This window comes from Bacillus sp. FSL K6-4563 (assembly GCF_038630405.1).
GTDB classification, from domain to species: domain Bacteria; phylum Bacillota; class Bacilli; order Bacillales; family Bacillaceae; genus Bacillus; species Bacillus pumilus.
Genome location: NZ_CP152030.1, coordinates 1,153,696 through 1,165,985, shown reverse-complemented (window position 1 = coordinate 1,165,985; position 12,290 = coordinate 1,153,696). Strand labels below are relative to the sequence as shown.

Below are 12,290 nucleotides of genomic sequence, written 5' to 3'. Positions count from 1 at the left end.
ATTTTAGCCCTCTGTCTTTTTTGGTGTCTTCACGCTGAAAGGGGAGAACCCTCCCCTTTTTCACTAGCAGCCTACTGTTCAATCCACCATTTCTCGATTTTGTAATACTCATCTTTCGGGTGGTAAGAGTAGCCTTGGAGATTAGATGGCATCGCGCGATGTGAGTTGGCATAATAAAGGAACGTATATGGCTGATCTTCTGCGATCAATTCATAAATTTTTTCATATGCCTTTGAATATTCTTTTCGATCGCTTAAATTCTTGGCATCTACTAACAGCTTATCGACCTCTTTATTTTTATACCAGATGTTATTCAAGCCTTTTTCTGACTGGCTTGAGTGGAAGATGCTGAATTGATCAGGGAATGTGGCAAGGCTCCAGCCGAGCAGCAGCGCATCATAATCCCACTTAGGCGGTGTCGTCTGCTCAATGAGTGCACTGAATTCCACAATTTGCGGCTTCGCTTCCACACCAATTTCTTTGAGCTGCTGCTGGACAACGACAGCAATATCTTCACGGACTTTGTTTCCTTGGTTGGTCTTTATGACAAAGGAGAATTTTTTACCGTCCTTATCAAGATAGCCATCTCCATCTGTATCCTCCCAACCCTCTTCTTTCAGCATCTTTTTCGCTTTTTCTTGATCAAACTCAAATACTGGAACACTTTCATTCTTCGGATAGTTCCATGACAGCGGACTTTCTGGAATGTTGGCTACTTTGCCGTCTCCATCTAACACTTGATCAACAATCGTTTGACGATCAATGGCATGTGTCAGCGCTTGACGGACCTTTTTACTTTTAAACAGATCATTTTTCTGGTTCCAGCCAATGTATGAATAATTGAGCCCTAGATCAGATTCAATTTTAATGTTGTTGACTTTTTCAGCCGTTTGCAGCTCTGCTCCCGGTACAGCAAAGAAATCAATATCACCTGCTGAAAGCTGGGCAATTGCTGCGTTCTGATCAGGAATCGTTTTAATCGTGACGGTATCAAGATATGGACGTCCATCCCAATAATCGTCAAAGGCTTCTAGTTTCACGTAGTCGCCTTCTTTCCACTCGGCAAATTTAAATGGACCAGAACCAATTGGTTTTTTTCGGTTAAATTCATTTTCACCGAGATCTTTTATAGGCACATCACCTAAAATATGCTTAGGCAAAATGCCGTAGCTTCCTAGTGTGACATTATAAAAATAGGGATCTTTTTTATTGAGCTTGAATTCGATTGAGTAATCCCCTGTCTTTTTAACTGAATCTAATACTTCAAATCCTGATCCGCGCTCCCCGTTGTAGTCCTTATTGATCGGAATGCTGTATGTAAACACAACATCATCAGCTGTCAATTCTTCTCCATCATGAAACTTTACGCCTTTTTTAATGGTCACATCAAACTGCTTCCCGTCATCAGATTCTTTAATATCTTCTGCGAGTGATAGCTGAGGGTTCAGCTTTCCATCAGTTTGAAGTAAAAAGCTGTAGATTCTTTCTTCAATATCAGAGCTAGCCACATCTGTTGAATACAACGAATTAAATAATGTTGGTTCTGCAATAGAACCGATAACAAGATCTCCGCCCTGTACAGGTTTACCGGTGGATTTCTTTTCACTTTCTCCAGAGGTTTTATTTCCACTAGAGCAAGCCGCAAGCATGAGCGTGAAAATAAGCAGTAAACTGATCAATATGGATTTTCTATTTCTACCTTTCATATACAATTCCCCCTATCCTTTTTTAGAAATGACGACAGATGCCGCTTCATCCCCCCTCTCAAAGATGAAATCATCCAAGCCGATTAAGTGTCGTAGAGGTGACAGGCAACGAAGTGGTTTGGTTTTAATTCTTGAAATGCTGGTATTGTTTCTTTACAGATTTGTTTCGCATGCGGGCATCTTGTGTGAAATACGCATCCTTTTGGCGGATTTGCAGGACTTGGCAGATCGCCTTGAAGCATGATCCGTTCTCTTTTGATCTGACCTTTTTTACGGGTAACAGGGACAGAAGAAAGCAATGCCTGTGTATATGGATGGAGCGGTTCATCGTACAGGCTGTGCTTATCAGCAAGCTCCATCATTTTGCCGAGATACATCACGCCGACTCGATCACTAATGTGCCTGACCACACTTAAGTCATGAGAGATAAATAGATAGGTCAGATCAAATTCCTCCTGAAGCTCCTCCATCAGGTTAATCACCTGCGCCTGAATGGATACATCGAGTGCTGAGACCGGCTCATCTGCGATGATCATTTCGGGATTCATGGCAAGCGCACGAGCGATGCCGATTCTCTGCCTCTGCCCGCCAGAAAATTCGTGGGGATAGCGATTTGCAAAGCTTGGATGAAGACCCACCTTTGATAAAAGCTGTTCTACTTTTTCATTTCTTTCTTTTAAGGAATATAAGTGGTGTGTTTTGTAGGGTTCTTTGATGATGCTTCGAAGTGTTTTTCTAGGGTTGAGTGATGCAAAGGGATCTTGAAAAACCATTTGGATGTTTTTTCGTGTTGATTGTCTTAGCTTTGATTCTGATACACGGGAGATATCTTGCCCTTTAAAAAGGATTTGACCGTCAGTTGGTTCATATAAACGAATCATGGTCCGGCCTAATGTCGATTTACCGCATCCTGATTCCCCCACTATCCCTAACGTTTCACCTTTATAAATCTTCAAATCTATGCCGTCAACAGCTTTGACTGCACCGACTTTCTTCTGAAAGACACCTGCTTTAATCGGAAAATGTTTTTTGATTTGTTTCAGTTCAAGAATGGTTTCTTTCTCTATTAGATCTGTTGCATGTGGTTGATTTTGAGCAAGGGTCATGTTTGGTCTGCCTCCTCATATAAGAAGCATCTGACGCTTCTGCCATTTTCAAAAGTCCTCAGCTTAGGCAGTTCACCTAGGCAGCGCTCCTTCACTTGCGGGCATCTAGGAGCAAAGCGGCAGCCGGCTGGAAGCTGATCTGGCGCAGGGACATTCCCTTTTATCGCTGTTAGCGGCTGTATGTCTCCGTCAATGACAGGAATCGATTCAAGCAGCCCTTCTGTGTAAGGATGCAGCGGCTGATCAAATAATTCTTCGACGGTCCCATTTTCAACAACCTGTCCGCAGTACATGACAATGACTCGATCTGCCACTTCAGACACGACACCTAGATCATGAGTAATGAGGAGAATCGATGTACCAAATGTCGTGCATAAATCTTTCATCAATGTGAGCACCTGGGATTGAATGGTCACATCTAGTGCCGTTGTCGGTTCATCTGCAATGAGAAGCTTTGGATCACAGCTTAGCGCAATGGCAATCATCACTCTTTGCCGCATGCCGCCTGATAAACGGTGCGGATAATCTTTGATGATTTGTTCCGGTCTGGAAAAACCAACAAGCTTCAGCAGGTCAATCGCTTTTTTCGTCGCTTCTTTTTTTGAAAGTTTTTTGTGATAGATGAGGATTTCTGTTATTTGTTCCCCGATGGTTAAGACGGGATTGAGTGAGGTCATGGGCTCCTGAAAGATCATCGACACGTCATTACCACGAATGCTGCATAATTCCTTTTCACCATATGTAACGAGATCCTTACCATCTAGCTTGATGGAACCGTCCATAATTTTTCCACCAGTGCCGTTAATCAAGCCCATAATGGATAAGGACGTAATGCTTTTGCCAGATCCAGACTCACCGACTAATGCGACAGTTTCTCCTCTGTTGATACTGAAATCAACGCCATCTACAGCAGGTATCGCTTCTTTTTTTCTAAAAAAATAGGTTTTTAAGTTCTGCACTTCAAGCAGCGTGGTCATGTATTCGCCCCTTTCACCATCAATCAATAGAACAAAATCTAAAAATTTCATCTTTTTCGAATAAAAAGAATTATCAAAATTTATATTTGTATATTATTACATTGTTATGACGAAATCAAGAAGAATTTAGTAAATTTGTAATATGTCTCTTTTTATGTGAATCATTCACTTTATGAGTCTATCGCCTTTAAAAAAGTTTCGGACGGCTCTGCAATCATAGACTCCTCGCTGATTCTGTGCTCATTGAAATACTTTTTCACAATATAATACCCAGTGGCGTAACCAAGCATTTTGGGGTAGTTCCCTTTTCCATAAAGGAGGTTCTGTATCAGTCTTTCGTCATCCTGCACTTTTTGATCAAGATGACTGGATACCCATTTCGTATACATACGCTGAAGCTGCGATTCGTCATAGAGAGTGGTCCATTTGGCTGTATAGCTTTCTCCGTATCTATGATACACAGCATATTCAGCGAGTCCCTCCATCATGATTGTATCAAGGAATGTAAAATCTTTTTCTTCTTTCGTGAGAAAATGCAACCTACATACATGGTGATATTCATGAGTCAGCAATGTGCCGATACGTTCTTTCGGGGTATTTGGCGACAAAAAGAGAAAGACCTTGTCGTCAAATGCCATGCCGGATTGATAATAAAATTGCTCTCTAATTTCTTTACTGCTCTCATTGACTGGCAAAATAAAGACTGGAATGTCAGGGCCTTTCCACTGCTTTTGCAGCGCCCGGTATTCTTTCATGACGAGCTGGAAGTACCCTTTTTCTTTGAGCTTGTCGATCATGTCTTTGCATGATCGAAAAGACCGAATCATGCCGTGATGCTGCAGGTGGGAGAGAATAGAGGACCATTCTTTTTCCTCCGCCCCTTTAAAATAAGGAACAAAACGCGACGCAAGCTCCTGAAATGATGAAGATTGATGAATGAGATATTGTGTATTGACTAGACCCATACCGCTAAACACCTCCATTTTCATCATATGCAAAAAAGCGGCGATCTGATTATAGATCGCCGCCTTCTTAGGAAATATTACGCTTCGTATTTTTTAAAGATAATTGTCGCATTATGTCCGCCAAAGCCAAGTGAGTTACTTAGAGCCACTTGTACTTCTTTTGAACGTGCTTCATTTGCCACATAATCAAGATCACATTCTTCATCCGGTGTTACAAGGTTAATGGTTGGAGGAATAACGCTGTCTTTAATCGCAAGCACAGAGAAAATAGCTTCTACTCCACCTGCTGCGCCAAGTAAGTGACCTGTCATCGATTTTGTCGAACTGATCGCAAGCTGATTCGCATGCTCTCCGAACACTTCTTTAATCGCCATTGTTTCAAATTTATCATTGTACGGTGTGCTTGTTCCGTGGGCATTGATATAATCAATTTCTTCCACAGACAAACCAGCATCTCGAATCGCTTCTTTCATTGCGCGTACGCCGCCTTCTCCGTTTGGAGCCGGTGCTGTAATATGATACGCATCTCCAGTTGATCCATATCCAACAATTTCTGCATAAATCGTCGCGCCACGTTTTAATGCATGCTCAAGTTCTTCAAGAACGACAATCCCTGCACCCTCACCCATCACAAATCCGTCACGGTTTTTGTCAAATGGACGGCTTGCTGTCTCTGGATCAGGATTTGTCGAAAGAGCTTTGTTCGCACAGAAGCCAGCAAACGACATTTTTGTTAACGGCGCTTCTGTTCCGCCTGTGATCATCGCATCTGCATCTCCGCGCTGAATGACTTTAAATGCATCACCAATTGAGTTTGTTCCTGTTGCACATGCTGTTACAGTACAAGAGTTAACCCCTTTTGCGCCAAGTGCAATTGAAATTTGGCCTGTTGCCATATCTGGAATCATCATTGGAACGAAGAACGGGCTTACGCGTCTTGCCCCTTTATTTGAATACACTTCAAACTGCTCTTCAAATGTTTCAAGTCCGCCAATACCAGATCCAACCCATACACCAACACGCGGTGCGATTTCATCTGTGATTTCAAGACGTGAATCTTCTAGCGCCTTTTGAGCAGCAACGACTGCATATTGTGTGAAGCGTGCCATTTTTCGTGCTTCTTTTTTCTCCATGTAATCTTCAATGTTAAAATCTTTTAATTCTGCAGCCACTTTTGCTGTATATTCACTTGAGTCGACACGTGTGATTGGTCCAACTCCTGATACACCTGCTAAAGCATTTTTCCATGTTGATTCTACATCGTTGCCAAGAGGTGTCAAAGCACCCAATCCTGTAACAACTACTCGTTTTTTATCCATTAATTTGTGCACCTCACTCTTTTATCGGCCCCATCGCATAGCGATTGCGCCCCACGTTAATCCGCCACCAAAACCTACCATTACAATCACATCGCCGTCATGAATTTTTCCGGCTTCGATTTCTTCACATAGTGAAATCGGAATGGATGCTGCTGATGTGTTTCCATATTTATGGACTGTCTTCGACATTTTTTCAACTGGCAGCTCTAGGCGTTCGCGGGCTGCTTCCATAATGCGAATATTTGCTTGATGCGGGATCAAGAAGTCAACGTCTTCTTTTGATAGTCCAGCTTTTTCGATGACGTTTACGCTTGACTCGCCCATTTGTCTTACAGCAAATTTAAATACTTCTCGTCCATTCATGATTGTATGATCTTTTTCATCTAAGTACAAGTGCTTACCGCCTCTTCCATCGGCTCCAAGCTCAAATGAGAGAATTCCTTTCCCTTCGCTGACCTCTCCTAACACAGCAGCACCTGCTCCATCTCCAAACAGAACAGCAGTATTGCGGTCATCCCAGTCGGTAATGCGAGAAAGTTTTTCAACGCCAACGACGAGCACGTGCTTGAACGTACCTGATTCGATAAATTGTTTTCCAGTAACAAGCCCATACATAAAGCCAGCACACGCAGCGCTAATATCCATTGCACATGCTTTATGTGCACCGAGCTGCTCTTGAATCATACAAGCGACTGTCGGAAATGATTGATCTGGCGTGACTGTCGCCACAAGAATCATATCGATATCTTCTGCAGCTACATTTGCGTCAGCTAATGCTTTTTTTGCAGCAGCAAGCGCCATATGTGATGTATTGACATCATCAGAAGCAATTCTTCTTTCTTCTATACCTGTTCTAGTACGAATCCATTCGTCAGAAGTTTCAACCATTTTTTCTAAATCAAGATTTGTTAACACTTTTTCAGGTATATAGCGGCCAAGGCCAATAATTCCAGCATTCATTGAATAAGACTCCTTTTACTCATACGAGCATGTGATATTGTGATCTTATATTAGTATCTGGTACTAATTTTAACTTATTTTTTTCTCCTTGGCAATACAAACGTCTAACCTTTCCTCTCACTTTTTTCATAGATTATTGATATACCAATCGTAGAAAGGAGCATTTGATATGGCGCAAAAAGATATTTTTTCGGCGATGATGTTTGGACAGCCGCTTGAAAAGGAGAAAGGCAAGACAGAAGCAAAGGAGGAACGAGCAGAAACAACTTCAAGTGAAGAGTCCATTGACTACATGCATGTCATGAACCAAATTGGGAACATTATGAACTCGATCGATGAGCTGAAGCCTGTGTTTAAAGATGTTGGCCCTATGATTAGTGCCTTCAAGAAAAAATTATCATAGAAAAAAGCCACTATTCTGTGGCTTTTTCTGATTCTGCATCTGCTTTTCCAAGCTCATAAGCCTCTTGCATGACAGATGTAAACAATGATAAAAGCGGCTGAAGAGCTTCAGGCTCAAGCTGAATACCTGCTTTATCTAATTCTTCTTTTGCCTGCGGAAAATACTTCATGGCAATTTGTAAAAACGCCATCGATTTTTCGTGTTGCATCGCCTGATCCTCACTTTTCATTTGGCAGTTTGCCAGTTTTTTTGTAAGACGCAATATCACTTTCAATGTCTTTCAAAAAAGCACGGTCAATGGTGGAACTAAATTTCCCCATTTCGATCACTCCTTCTTTAAAGTCAAAGGAGTACTCACCTTGTGCATTTAGCTTGCCTTCATTAAATTTCTTCGCAATAATACTATACGCTTTATCCACATGCTGGACTGTGCTTGTTAAGACGGTATGGCTGCCGAGGTTGGATTGATCGGTGACATATCCGATCGCTGATAAATTATCGGCTTTTATTTGTTCAATGACAGGGATATTATAACCATCACCTGCTGGATATACAACATCTACGCCCTGTTTTTCCAATTTTCGATAGAGCTCCACGGCTTTGTCCGCATCATCCCAGTTTTCGACAAACTCGGCAAGCACTTGTACATGTTCATCTTGATACTTTGCACCTTTGATAAAGCCGTCTACTTCGCTTTGCCAATCATATGTAGCAAGAATACCAATCTTTTTTGTTTTTGACATATGGGCTGCTGTCATGCCTCCAAAAAAGCCCATCGCTTCACCTTTAAACGTCACATTCGCAACATTATCCGCCTGAGGCTTGTTTCCATTTACCGTGATAAATTGTGTTTTCGGATAATCTTCACTAATGATGTTGAAAATTTCGCTGTATTCACTGCCATGGCCAATAATCAAATTGACTCCTTTTTTGTGAAATTCTTCAATGGCATCAACGATTTTCTCTTTGTCGACCATTCCTTCCTTATAATAAACATCTACACCAAATGTTGATTGAATATTTAATAAGCCTTTATAACCTTTCGTTCCCCAAACTTGATCATTAATTGTATCGGGGACGAGTAAACCCACCTTCTCAATCTGTCCTTTTAAAGGTGCCTGTGAGCAGGCAGATAATAGGAGAAGGAACGAAAAGATCATGACAAGCCGCTGATACTTCATGCCATGTTCAACTCCCTTTGCCACATGCAGGCATGAACCTGTATGTTAAATATAGGTTTATTTTATACTGAAAAAAGATAAGATGGAAGATCATTCTTGCTTTTTGTCGAAAAATGTTGAGTTTTGTCTTTTCCATTCTGCCATCATTTCTTCTGCTTGTTTGTCATCTGTTTGTCTTTCTACCTTCAATTCATGTGTTATTTCCTGTCTTTGTTCAGAGCCTGATGCCCACTTGAACAAATCCCTTGCTACATCTTCTACAAAAAATGCCTCATCACGCTTCGTTCTTTCTTTATCAAGTGTCCATGGTCCAAACATACGAGGAAGAATAACAGCCGGCACATTCTGATTGGATGATTCGTCTTCGTTTTTTTCGTAAAGAACCCGGTACATACCTTGCGCCGCTTTCAAGTCTTCGTATCTTTTGTCTGGTTCTTCTGATTGAATAAAGATCAGATCATACGTGTCTTTCCCATCCTGAAGGTCAATGACACGGAAAAGATCATTTCTGCCAAGCCACATCATTCGTTCTTCTAATAACCTCTTTTGCTCTTCTGTTTGCTCATGAGGGCATGTGATATCCATTTGAATGCCCTCTTTCATCATATATTCACACAGCGCTAGGCCAAAAAATTCATCTGCCCCTATGATCAGTCCTGTCTCCATGTCCATGTCCCCTTTTTTAACTTATCGAATAAAAAGAAGAGCCCTTTCCATGAAGGGCTGTTATCATCCTATTCATCACAATTCTCTTTCATGCGATTTATAAAACTTGTGAATGGATTGAAAGATTCTTCTCGGATGATCAAACATATGCAAGGTGAGATCGATCTGACAATGCTCTGGATTCTTCATGTGCTGATCAATAAAAGGCTTTGCATGCAGTTCATATGCATAGGGTGCGCCGTTTAGTCTTTGCCATATGTGAATCGGTACATGAGCAGAATGAACAGGGCAAGCTGGGAGCGGATACGTTTCCGCTTCCTTTTCAGAGCAGCCGTAGCTCTTCGCTAATTCTTTGATTAGCTGTTTATAAAAGAATTTGTGTTCCTTTTCTCTTTCCCGTTGTGCATAGAGATGCAGACATGGATTCACCATCGCAATGGATCTTAGCACTTCTGGCATCTCTTCAGCAAGGCTCATAGCAACGAGTGCACCCATCCCCTCTGCCAGCACATGAATTTCCCGGTTTAATATTTCTTGTTTTAATGTGTGATGAACGAGCTGCTTTGTACTAAAAACAGCATCTTCGCATCCCCAGTGATTCCCATGAAGATGACTATTAAACAATGTATATCCTTCATCCTTTAAGGCAGTTAAAAGCTGGTTTCTTCCATAGTGCTGAAGCCAGAATGATGTATTTTCCTGCACAAAGTGATTTCGGTCACCGAGGATAAGAATGCCAAAGCCATTTGGTTTTTGAGGAAGATGAATGACGTTCCACTGGGAACCAAGCTGGAAAAACCGTTCGCTTACACCCATATGGCCAGCCTCCTTTCAGTGATTCTGCTTTCTATGATATGAACAACAACTCTTGTAGGAATAAGGAAATCCCCTAATGACAGAAGAATTCTTTTTATTTTTATAGAAGAAGGTCTAAAAATGGTCACATAAAGGCTAAAACAGTCTTTTCCCCTCACTCGTATCTATGGTATGATAATCAATAGATTGTTACATAAAGGACGGTGGGATTATGCGTTATATTATCACCCTCATTTGGACTTTTCTGCTGACACATATGGCTGGTTACATCGTTGCTTCGATGAATGGCGCTGCTTATGACTTTACTTTGACTTCTATTCTTGCAGTGGTGTTTACGGTTATTTTATTCATCTTTGCTGAAGTAAGTCCAATGAAAGAAACGGAAAGTTCAACAAAACACTCTTAATACGTAAGAGATGAATGCGAGAAAGAGCTAAAATGATCTTGATTTTAGCTCTTTTTCTTTTTGCTTGAAAAGCGGTACGCTAAAACCCCCTGCAGCTACAGGGGGTTTTTTATTGATTACACCTCGACGGTTTCGGACTTCTGTTTGTCTGCTGTCAAATGGCTTTTCGCAAGCCCTGTAAACAGGAAGATCGCGATACCTGATAAAATTTCAAGGACCCCGCCGCCAGCAATGACAGGTCCCGCTCCAAATCTTTCTGCCAGAACGCCTGATACGACAGCTGCAAACGGGAGGAAAACATTTGATGAAGCATTGATCACCGCGTATACTTGCGGCTGATCATCTTGGTCGACAGACGTTTGAATAATGACCATTTCCGGTACATTGATCGCACTAACGGCGGCACCGAATATAAAGGAAGCTAGTAGAACGACTGGCAGCCATGTACTCATCCCTGTGATAAAGAACGCAGCTCCTTCAATCATACCAGCGACAATAAAGAACAAACCAAATCTCTTAATTTTTATCTTCGCCAGAGCAAAGCCCATCATAAACGCGCCGACTGCAGCAACACCTCTTAAAATGGAATACACCATAGAATCGCTTTGCAATGCTTCTGCTACGTATACAGCAGATAGTGCCTGCCACGGAGCTGCAGCGACATTCATTAAAATACAATACAGCGTCAGTGCAAATAAAATGTGATGATTTTTGACGACGAGAAACCCTCTTTTTAAGTTATAAAAATATGTATTCTTTGCTTGTTTTATACCTGCTGCTTTGTCTTCAGCGGTTTTCTTTAATTTAACACCGATAATAAACAGGCCGGATATGATGAATAAGGCAGTGGTGATGAGCAGGGTATCTGCAGGTCCGATTAATTTGACTAAGAGACCAGCGACCATGACTGCTGCAAGTGCGACAATTTCAAAAGAAGATTGCAGGATGGCATTTGCTTTTTGAATCAGATGCTTCGGTACAATCTGCGGTAAAATCGCCACCGAGGCTGGGTTATACGCTGCACCTGTTGCCGATTGAATAACCATTAATGAGATCAATAACCATAATGGCAATAGATGCGAAAAATGCAGTAGCGGAATAATGAGTACAATGGTTGCTCGAACGACGTCTGAAGCGAACATCCATTTAGACAAATGGTGCTTTTTCATAAGAGGTCCTAGTATTGGGGCTAGCAAAGATGAAGGAAGTACGGTTACTGCTAGGAGAAGTCCTGTACCGAGCGCTCCATCCCCTCTCAAAATCAATAGCCAAAGGACGGATGTAAAAGCAAAACTTTCTCCTGTGTTTTTAATGAGTCTTGATATGAATAATGAGGTGAAGCGTTTATTCCAAACACTTTCACTGAGATTCATCTTTTCCATCACACAAATCCTTTCAACTAGTTAATCTCACTTACATATTTTACCTTAAATTCTCTTTTATTCATACTATTTATTTGAAAATTTGAACTTAATTGTTTTTTATTATAAAGAAAAAAGAGGCATGACACATGCCTCTAAAGACTTATTCCAGCCGACTCTTAGTCAATTGCTTATGGCTTTCTCTGATAGGTCCAAACACGGTTATGGTTCGAGTTATCCGGAAAGACGTCGCCTGCTTGAAGCTTAATCTTTAAAGGATCTTTCACCATACTGCCGGTTTCACCGATCTCGACATACACACCATTATTTGGTGCTTTATTCCCTGATTTAAACTGATGCTGCTGACCCATTTCCATCCTCCTTTCTCGATGATGTTATTATGTCCCGTGACTTGCTTCTCCAA

At 41.4% G+C, this 12,290-nt stretch carries 14 protein-coding genes; 2 read left to right on the top strand and 12 right to left on the bottom strand.

The features are described 5' to 3' along the window. Window positions 1-71: 71 nt before the first annotated feature. From MHH54_RS05650 to MHH54_RS05625, 6 genes are all read right to left on the bottom strand, one after another. Window positions 72-1,706, bottom strand: coding sequence for a peptide-binding protein (locus tag MHH54_RS05650; RefSeq protein ID WP_342500779.1), 1,635 nt, complete (start codon window positions 1,704-1,706; stop codon window positions 72-74). Between the two features lie 83 nt (window positions 1,707-1,789). After that, window positions 1,790-2,812 (bottom strand): dipeptide ABC transporter ATP-binding protein, encoded by a 1,023-nt coding sequence (locus MHH54_RS05645; protein WP_342500778.1) that lies wholly within the window; start codon window positions 2,810-2,812, stop codon window positions 1,790-1,792. Continuing rightward, on the bottom strand, window positions 2,809-3,789 hold the full coding sequence (locus MHH54_RS05640) for an ABC transporter ATP-binding protein (RefSeq protein WP_044139925.1): 981 nt from the start codon (window positions 3,787-3,789) through the stop codon (window positions 2,809-2,811). The genes MHH54_RS05645 and MHH54_RS05640 overlap by 4 nt, the downstream gene beginning before the upstream one ends. Window positions 3,790-3,959: 170 nt before the next feature. Beyond that, on the bottom strand, window positions 3,960-4,754 hold the full coding sequence (locus MHH54_RS05635; RefSeq protein WP_268493149.1) for a DUF2268 domain-containing protein: 795 nt from the start codon (window positions 4,752-4,754) through the stop codon (window positions 3,960-3,962). Between the two features lie 77 nt (window positions 4,755-4,831). Beyond that, entirely contained in the window at window positions 4,832-6,073 is a 1,242-nt protein-coding gene (gene fabF / locus MHH54_RS05630) for a beta-ketoacyl-ACP synthase II (protein WP_003211631.1), read from the bottom strand. A 21-nt stretch (window positions 6,074-6,094) separates the two neighbouring features. After that, window positions 6,095-7,033: a beta-ketoacyl-ACP synthase III gene (locus tag MHH54_RS05625; protein ID WP_003212296.1), complete on the bottom strand. Its 939-nt coding sequence runs from the start codon at window positions 7,031-7,033 to the stop codon at window positions 6,095-6,097. 169 nt (window positions 7,034-7,202) lie between these two features. On the opposite strand from MHH54_RS05625, the gene MHH54_RS05620 reads away from it, so the two are divergent. Beyond that, on the top strand, window positions 7,203-7,436 hold the full coding sequence (locus tag MHH54_RS05620; protein ID WP_342500777.1) for a hypothetical protein: 234 nt from the start codon (window positions 7,203-7,205) through the stop codon (window positions 7,434-7,436). A gap of 10 nt (window positions 7,437-7,446) precedes the next feature. Here MHH54_RS05620 and MHH54_RS05615 read toward each other — a convergent pair whose 3' ends face one another. The 4 genes from MHH54_RS05615 to MHH54_RS05600 all read right to left on the bottom strand — a co-directional run bounded on the left by MHH54_RS05615 (window position 7,447) and on the right by MHH54_RS05600 (window position 10,099). Then, a complete protein-coding gene (locus MHH54_RS05615) occupies window positions 7,447-7,644 on the bottom strand; it encodes a ComZ family protein (protein ID WP_106029967.1) in 198 nt (65 codons plus the stop codon). A gap of 10 nt (window positions 7,645-7,654) precedes the next feature. Then, window positions 7,655-8,617, bottom strand: a complete 963-nt coding sequence (locus MHH54_RS05610) for a BMP family ABC transporter substrate-binding protein (RefSeq protein ID WP_268493153.1) — start codon at window positions 8,615-8,617, stop codon at window positions 7,655-7,657. Window positions 8,618-8,707: 90 nt separating this feature from the next. Then, window positions 8,708-9,283, bottom strand: a complete 576-nt coding sequence (locus tag MHH54_RS05605; protein ID WP_137054791.1) for a nad binding enzyme — start codon at window positions 9,281-9,283, stop codon at window positions 8,708-8,710. 75 nt (window positions 9,284-9,358) lie between these two features. Beyond that, on the bottom strand, window positions 9,359-10,099 hold the full coding sequence (locus tag MHH54_RS05600) for a hypothetical protein (RefSeq protein ID WP_003211061.1): 741 nt from the start codon (window positions 10,097-10,099) through the stop codon (window positions 9,359-9,361). Window positions 10,100-10,310: 211 nt separating this feature from the next. Between MHH54_RS05600 and MHH54_RS05595 the strand changes: the two genes are divergently transcribed. Further along, window positions 10,311-10,505: a YjzD family protein gene (locus MHH54_RS05595; RefSeq protein WP_044139919.1), complete on the top strand. Its 195-nt coding sequence runs from the start codon at window positions 10,311-10,313 to the stop codon at window positions 10,503-10,505. Between the two features lie 116 nt (window positions 10,506-10,621). Here MHH54_RS05595 and MHH54_RS05590 read toward each other — a convergent pair whose 3' ends face one another. Further along, complete coding sequence (locus MHH54_RS05590) at window positions 10,622-11,887, bottom strand: MFS transporter (RefSeq protein WP_003212461.1); 1,266 nt, start codon at window positions 11,885-11,887, stop codon at window positions 10,622-10,624. Window positions 11,888-12,057: 170 nt separating this feature from the next. Beyond that, complete coding sequence (locus MHH54_RS05585) at window positions 12,058-12,237, bottom strand: YjzC family protein (RefSeq protein ID WP_003211282.1); 180 nt, start codon at window positions 12,235-12,237, stop codon at window positions 12,058-12,060. Between the last annotated feature and the right edge of the window lie 53 nt (window positions 12,238-12,290).

Excerpts from the sequence above, each read along its gene's own strand:
- MHH54_RS05640 (WP_044139925.1), bottom strand. The coding sequence starts at position 3,789 with ATGACCACGCTGCTTGAAGTGCAGAACTTAAAAACCTATTTTTTTAGA.
- MHH54_RS05650 (WP_342500779.1), bottom strand. The coding sequence starts at position 1,706 with ATGAAAGGTAGAAATAGAAAATCCATATTGATCAGTTTACTGCTTATT.
- MHH54_RS05585 (WP_003211282.1), bottom strand. The coding sequence starts at position 12,237 with ATGGGTCAGCAGCATCAGTTTAAATCAGGGAATAAAGCACCAAATAAT.
- MHH54_RS05615 (WP_106029967.1), bottom strand. The coding sequence starts at position 7,644 with ATGCAACACGAAAAATCGATGGCGTTTTTACAAATTGCCATGAAGTAT.
- MHH54_RS05625 (WP_003212296.1), bottom strand. The coding sequence starts at position 7,033 with ATGAATGCTGGAATTATTGGCCTTGGCCGCTATATACCTGAAAAAGTG.
- MHH54_RS05645 (WP_342500778.1), bottom strand. The coding sequence starts at position 2,812 with ATGACCCTTGCTCAAAATCAACCACATGCAACAGATCTAATAGAGAAA.
- MHH54_RS05600 (WP_003211061.1), bottom strand. The coding sequence starts at position 10,099 with ATGGGTGTAAGCGAACGGTTTTTCCAGCTTGGTTCCCAGTGGAACGTC.
- MHH54_RS05590 (WP_003212461.1), bottom strand. The coding sequence starts at position 11,887 with ATGGAAAAGATGAATCTCAGTGAAAGTGTTTGGAATAAACGCTTCACC.
- MHH54_RS05635 (WP_268493149.1), bottom strand. The coding sequence starts at position 4,754 with ATGGGTCTAGTCAATACACAATATCTCATTCATCAATCTTCATCATTT.
- fabF (WP_003211631.1), bottom strand. The coding sequence starts at position 6,073 with ATGGATAAAAAACGAGTAGTTGTTACAGGATTGGGTGCTTTGACACCT.
- MHH54_RS05610 (WP_268493153.1), bottom strand. The coding sequence starts at position 8,617 with ATGAAGTATCAGCGGCTTGTCATGATCTTTTCGTTCCTTCTCCTATTA.
- MHH54_RS05595 (WP_044139919.1), top strand. The coding sequence starts at position 10,311 with ATGCGTTATATTATCACCCTCATTTGGACTTTTCTGCTGACACATATG.
- MHH54_RS05620 (WP_342500777.1), top strand. The coding sequence starts at position 7,203 with ATGGCGCAAAAAGATATTTTTTCGGCGATGATGTTTGGACAGCCGCTT.
- MHH54_RS05605 (WP_137054791.1), bottom strand. The coding sequence starts at position 9,283 with ATGGAGACAGGACTGATCATAGGGGCAGATGAATTTTTTGGCCTAGCG.